We start from the raw sequence: 6,547 nt of genomic DNA, 5'->3' as shown, positions 1-6,547 counted from the left end.
TGGAAAACTGGTCATCCTCAGTACGTTCTTTGAAGTTGTTTGGTTCTTTAGTAGTAGCGTTTTCTTTGATACAATCAAAACAACTATTGGGGACAGAACAACAAAAATATGAACTATGTGATTTATGTGATAATAATCCTTTAAAAATTAAAATAGTTGTTAATGCGATCATCAAATTATTTAATGGTGATATTGACAAATATCTCACACATACAGCAAGTTGAGCTTGAGTGAAGTACAGTTTGTGCAGGCAAGATGGCCGCTCCACAAGAGTTTTATTATTAATATTTGTACTTCATAAGATAGGGAACTGCTGTAATAAGTAGGGTTTGCTCAAACCAATATAAAATATGATTGAGTGCCTAGAAATCACGGCTATACAAACTAGCAAAAAATTCAGGATTTCAACCTAATCAAGTCCACGTAAATCATTAAAAGCGATCGCTTTACAAAGGCTAATACATATATAATTCTAAATCATCTCTATAAAATCCTCTTTTCCTGGTGCGTTTTGAGTTTATTGTTTCCGTTATCACTACTTATAACTGAGTTCACAATAAATCATAATTAAAACTTATATAAAATCTATAATACTTTTAATATTCAGAACTTAGGAAAATTCAACTTGAGATTTTCTTAACAATTAATTGAGAATAATTTTTATTTAGCAACGAGCTTGCAATACTTTCGGCGATTTGCTAGAATTATTGAGAATTTCATAATTGGGTTACTATTGTCAATTTTCTACCCTGCTCAAAAGATGATCTGTAAAAGTCTTTATTTATAGTCGTTTCAGAGATCAATTTTGAAAAAATATACAAAACTTTACAAATTAGGAGTGGTTTGAAAGAGTCAATTGGGAAAAAATTATTCAGCAAATCATGTACTTTAACTATTAGAACAAATATACCATTGACAAATAGGTTAACTTATGGTATGTAGGGTGTGTTAGCGATTAGTAACGCACCATATTATCAAATCGTTTAAATTGTCTAATGTGCGGTTATTAATAATTGAATCTTGATCATATCTCATCAATCACAGGATAATTTGATGATGTAGAGACGTTTCATGAAACGTCTCTACAACGTGGTTCAGCTACATGATACCAGAAGCTACGCTAAGGTAGTGGTAAAGTTATTGGCTCCTAAAGTACCAGTTAAACCTGTCACCTCAATAATGGCATCCGTAGTGGCATTAAATCCTGCGGTAGCGTCATTAATAGCGACAAAGGTACGGGTATTAGTACCAGTACCAAAGGTAAATTGAGCAGCAGAGTTAGCTGTAAAAGCAGTAGTAGTTAACTGAGCTGCAATTCCGGTTGCATCAAGTGTTGTCACAGTTCCGGCATTAGAGAATCCGCTGTTGGTAGTAGTAACAAGGAACAAATCATTGCCAGCATTAGCATTGAAGTCAGTAATCACATCAAAGTTACCGAAAAGAGAATCAGCTAAAGTGCGGTAGTCAAAACGGTCTACTCCCAACCCTCCAGTTAGAGTATCTTTTCCCAGACCCCCGGTGAGGATGTCATTACCCGCACCACCATCAAGGGTGTTATTAGCACTGTTACCTGTGATGACGTTATTAGCTGCGTTACCTGTACCGTTTATGGCTGTTGTTCCTGTTAATGTCAGGTTTTCCACGTTAGCAGCCACAATAGTGTAAGTAACACTGGATTGAATGGTATCTGTACCCTCGTTGGCACTTTCGGTAATGGTATCAGTGGTGCTATCAACAATGTAGATATCATCACCTGTACCACCAATTAAGGTATCTGTACCAGCACCAGCGTCAAGGGTATCGTTACCCGCACCACCATCAAGGCTGTTATTAGCGCCGTTACCAGTAATAACGTTATTAGCTGCGTTACCTGTACCGTTTATGGCTGTTGTTCCTGTTAATGTCAGGTTTTCGACGTTAGCAGCCACAATAGTGTAAGTAACACTAGATTGAATGGTATCTGTACCCGCGTTGGCACTTTCGGTAATAGTATCAGTGGTGCTATCTACAACATAGATATCGTTGCCTAAACCACCAATTAAGGTATCTGTACCCGCACCACCATCAAGGGTGTTATTAGCATCGTTACCAGTAATAACGTTATTAGCTGCGTTCCCTGTGCCGTTAACTGCTGTTGTTCCTGTTAATGTCAGGTTTTCCACGTTAGCAAGTTCCGCAATAGTGTAAGTAACACTAGATTGAATGGTATCTGTACCACCGCTGGTAAGTTCAGTAATGGTGTCAGTGGTGCTATCTACAATGTAGATATCATCACCTGTACCACCAATTAAGGTATCTGTACCAGCACCACCATTGAGAGTATCGTTACCCGCACCACCATCAAGGCTGTTATTAGCACCGTTACCAGTAATGACGTTATTAGCTGCGTTACCTGTACCGTTTATGGCTGTTGTTCCTGTTAATGTCAGGTTTTCAACGTTAGCAAGTGCCACAATAGTGTAAGTAACACTAGATTGAATGGTATCTGTACCCTCGTTGGCACTTTCGGTAATGGTATCAGTGGTGCTATCAACAATGTAGATATCATCACCTGTACCACCAATTAGGGTATCTGTACCAGCACCACCGTCAAGGGTATCGTTACCCGCACCACCATCAAGGCTGTTATTAGCGCCGTTACCAGTAATAACGTTATTAGCTGCGTTACCAGTACCGTTTATGGCTGCTGTTCCTGTTAAAGTCAGGTTTTCAACGTTAGCAGCCACAATAGTATAAGTAACACTAGATTGAACGGTATCTGTACCACCGCTGGTAAGTTCAGTAATGGTGTCAGTGGTGCTATCTACAATGTAGATATCATCACCTAAACCACCAATTAGGGTATCTGTACCAGCACCACCGTCAAGGGTATCGTTACCCGCACCACCATCAAGGGTGTTATTAGCATCGTTACCAGTGATGACGTTATTACCCGCGTTACCAGTACCGTTAATGGCTGCTGTTCCTGTTAAAGTCAGGTTTTCAACGTTAGCAGCCACAATAGTATAAGTAACACTAGATTGAACGGTATCTGTACCACCGCTGGTAAGTTCAGTAATGGTGTCAGTGGTGCTATCTACAATGTAGATATCGTTGCCTAAACCACCAATTAAGGTATCTGTACCAGCACCACCATTGAGGGTATTATTAGCACCGTTACCAGTGATAACGTTATTACCTGCGTTCCCAGTACCGTTTATGGCTGCTGTTCCTGTTAATGTCAAGTTTTCAACGTTAGCGGCCAAAATAGTGTAAGTAACACTAGATTTAATGGTGTCTGTACCCTCTCCCACATTCTCGGTAATGGTATCAGTGGTGCTATCAACAATGTAGATATCGTTGCCCAAACCACCAATTAGGATATCTGTACCTGCACCACCATCAAGGGTGTCATTACCAGCATCACCATTGAGGGTATTATTAGCACTATTACCAGTAATGACGTTATTAGCTGCGTTCCCTGTACCGTTAATAGCTGCTGTTCCTGTTAATGTCAGGTTTTCCACGTTAGCAGCCGTAATAGTGTAAGTAACACTAGATTGAATGGTATCTGTGCCACCGATGGTATTTTCAGTAATGGTATCAGTGGTGCTATCAACAATGTAGATATCGTTGCCCAAACCACCAATTAGGGTATCTGTACCTGCACCACCATCAAGGGTGTCATTACCTGCACCACCATTGATGGTATTATTACCACTATTACCCGTGATGAGGTTATTAGCTACGTTACCCGTACCGTTAATGGCTGCTGTTCCTGTTAATGTCAGGTTTTCAAAGTTGGTCTTGTTAGCAATAGAGTAGGTGACACTGGATTGAATTGTATCTGTACCTTCATTGGCATTTTCCGCAATAATGTCAGTGTTACTATCAACAATGTAAATATCGTCGCCTGTACCACCAATTAAGGCATCAATACCTGCACCACCATCAAGGGTGTCGTTACCCAAACCACCAATTAGGGTATCTGTACCTGCACCACCATCAAGGGTGTCATTACCCGCACCACCATTGAGGGTGTTATCACCACTATTACCCCTAATGATATTATTGCTTGCGTTACCCGTACCGTTAATCGCTGTTGTTCCTGTTAAGGTCAGGTTTTCGATGTTCGTCCTGGCAGCAGCAGCAATAGAGTAGGTGAAACTGGATTGAATGGTGTCTGTTCCCTCGTTGGCATTTTCGGTAATGCTATCAGTAGCGATATCAACAATATAGATATCATCACCTAAACCACCAATTAAGGTATCTGTACCCGCACCACCACCACCATCAAGGGTGTTATTACCACTGTTACCTGTGATGACGTTATTACCTGCGTTACCAGTACCGTTAATGGCTGCTGTTCCTGTTAAAGTCAGGTTTTCAACGTTAGCAGCAATAGTGTAAGTAACACTAGATTGAACGGTATCTGTACCCTCATTGGCATTTTCGGTAATAGTATCAGTGGCGCTATCTACAATGTAGATATCGTTGCCTAAACCACCAATTAAGGTATCTGTACCCGCACCACCGTCAAGGGTATCGTTACCCGCACCACCATCAAGGGTGTTATTAGCACCGTTACCAGTGATGACGTTATTACCCGCGTTCCCTGTACCGTTTATGGCTGCTGTTCCTGTCAGAGTCAGGTTTTCAACGTTAGCAAGTGCCGCAATAGTGTAAGTAACACTAGATTGAATGGTATCTGTACCTGCGTTGGCATTTTCGGTAATAGTATCAGTGGCGCTATCTACAATGTAGATATCGTTGCCTAAACCACCAATTAAGGTATCTGTACCCGCACCACCGTCAAGGGTATCGTTACCCGCACCACCATCAAGGGTGTTATTAGCACCGTTACCAGTGATGACGTTATTACCCGCGTTCCCTGTACCGTTTATGGCTGCTGTTCCTGTCAGAGTCAGGTTTTCAACGTTAGCAAGTGCCGCAATAGTGTAAGTAACACTAGATTGAATGGTATCTGTACCTGCGTTGGCATTTTCGGTAATAGTATCAGTGGCGCTATCTACAATGTAGATATCGTTGCCTAAACCACCAATTAAGGTATCTGTACCCGCACCACCGTCAAGGGTATCGTTACCCGCACCACCATCAAGGGTGTTATTAGCGCCGTTACCAGTAATAACGTTATTACCCGCGTTACCAGTACCGTTAATGGCTGCTGTTCCTGTTAATGTCAGGTTTTCCACGTTAGCAGCAATAGTGTAAGTAACACTAGATTGAACGGTATCTGTACCACCGCTGGTAAGTTCACTAATGGTATCAGTGGCGCTATCTACAATGTAGATATCGTTGCCTAAACCACCAATTAAGGTATCGTTACCCGCACCACCATCAAGGGTGTTATTAGCGCCGTTACCAGTAATAACGTTATTACCCGCGTTACCAGTACCGTTAATGGCTGCTGTTCCTGTTAAAGTCAGGTTTTCAACGTTAGCAAGTGCCGCAATAGTGTAAGTATCACTAGATTGAATGGTATCTGTACCCTCGTTGGCAAGTTCAGTAATGGTGTCAGTGGTGCTATCTACAATGTAGATATCGTTGCCTAAACCACCAATTAAGGTATCTGTACCCGCACCACCGTCAAGGGTGTTATTACCACTGTTACCAGTAATGACGTTATTACCCGCGTTACCAGTACCGTTAATGGCTGCTGTTCCTGTTAAAGTCAGGTTTTCAACGTTAGCAAGAGCCGCAATAGTGTAAGTATCACTAGATTGAATGGTATCTGTACCCTCGTTGGCAAGTTCTGTAATGGTGTCAGTGGTGCTATCTACAATGTAGATATCGTTGCCTAAACCACCAATTAAGGTATCTGTACCCGCACCACCGTCAAGGGTGTTATTACCACTGTTACCAGTAATGACGTTATTACCCGCGTTACCAGTACCGTTAATGGCTGCTGTTCCTGTTAATGTCAGGTTTTCCACGTTAGCAAGAGCCGCAATAGTGTAAGTATCACTAGATTGAATGGTATCTGTACCCTCGTTGGCAAGTTCTGTAATGGTGTCAGTGGTGCTATCTACAACGTAAGTATCATTACCTGTACCACCGATTAGGGTGTCGTTACCCGCACCACCATTGAGGGTGTCGTTACCCGCACCACCATTGAGAGAGTCATTGCCACCAAGACCATTAATAGTGTCATTACCTGTAGTACCCACAAGGGTGTTATTACTATCATCACCATTGATGATGCTTTCCCCGCTGTCTGCAATAGAGATGGGGTTAGTGTTACTGAAAGTTGAAGTTGGCATGGAGATAAACCTGTGTATTGTGAATGGTTATTTTCTCAATGTTATCATACCCGCGACATAGTTTTGTACTAATTTTGTAATCGAATAAAAACCAATATGGTTTAAGTATCTATCTAAAGATAGATGACAAATCAGCCCTAAAGTACATAGTTGATATTTACTTACTTGATGTATTAGCGTGGAAAAAGACAATTAAAGTTATGGGTAATTGCGTAAAATACCAGAATCCCACCATATAAATGAACCATAGTCTGTGGAATTTAATCAGGTGAATAACTACTTAACAA

General features: G+C 41.3%; 1 protein-coding gene and 1 pseudogene. One reads left to right on the top strand and one right to left on the bottom strand.

Going from position 1 to position 6,547, the window contains the following annotated elements; genetic code table 11:
- Positions 1-224, top strand: a pseudogene (locus tag H6F62_RS18555) (hypothetical protein); the annotation flags it as partial.
- Between the two features lie 891 nt (positions 225-1,115).
- Here H6F62_RS18555 and H6F62_RS21105 read toward each other — a convergent pair.
- Positions 1,116-6,260: a calcium-binding protein gene (locus H6F62_RS21105; protein ID WP_190372678.1), complete on the bottom strand. Its 5,145-nt coding sequence runs from the start codon at positions 6,258-6,260 to the stop codon at positions 1,116-1,118.
- Positions 6,261-6,547: the final 287 nt, after the last annotated feature.

The sequence above is a fragment of the Anabaena sp. FACHB-1391 genome, assembly GCF_014696755.1.
Classification (GTDB): domain Bacteria; phylum Cyanobacteriota; class Cyanobacteriia; order Cyanobacteriales; family Nostocaceae; genus Dolichospermum; species Dolichospermum planctonicum.
Note: the sequence above shows the minus strand (reverse complement) of the source record. Positions and strands in the feature narration are given on the sequence as shown.

Coding starts and splice junctions, on each gene's coding strand:
- H6F62_RS21105 (WP_190372678.1), bottom strand. CDS start 6,260: ATGCCAACTTCAACTTTCAGTAACACTAACCCCATCTCTATTGCAGAC.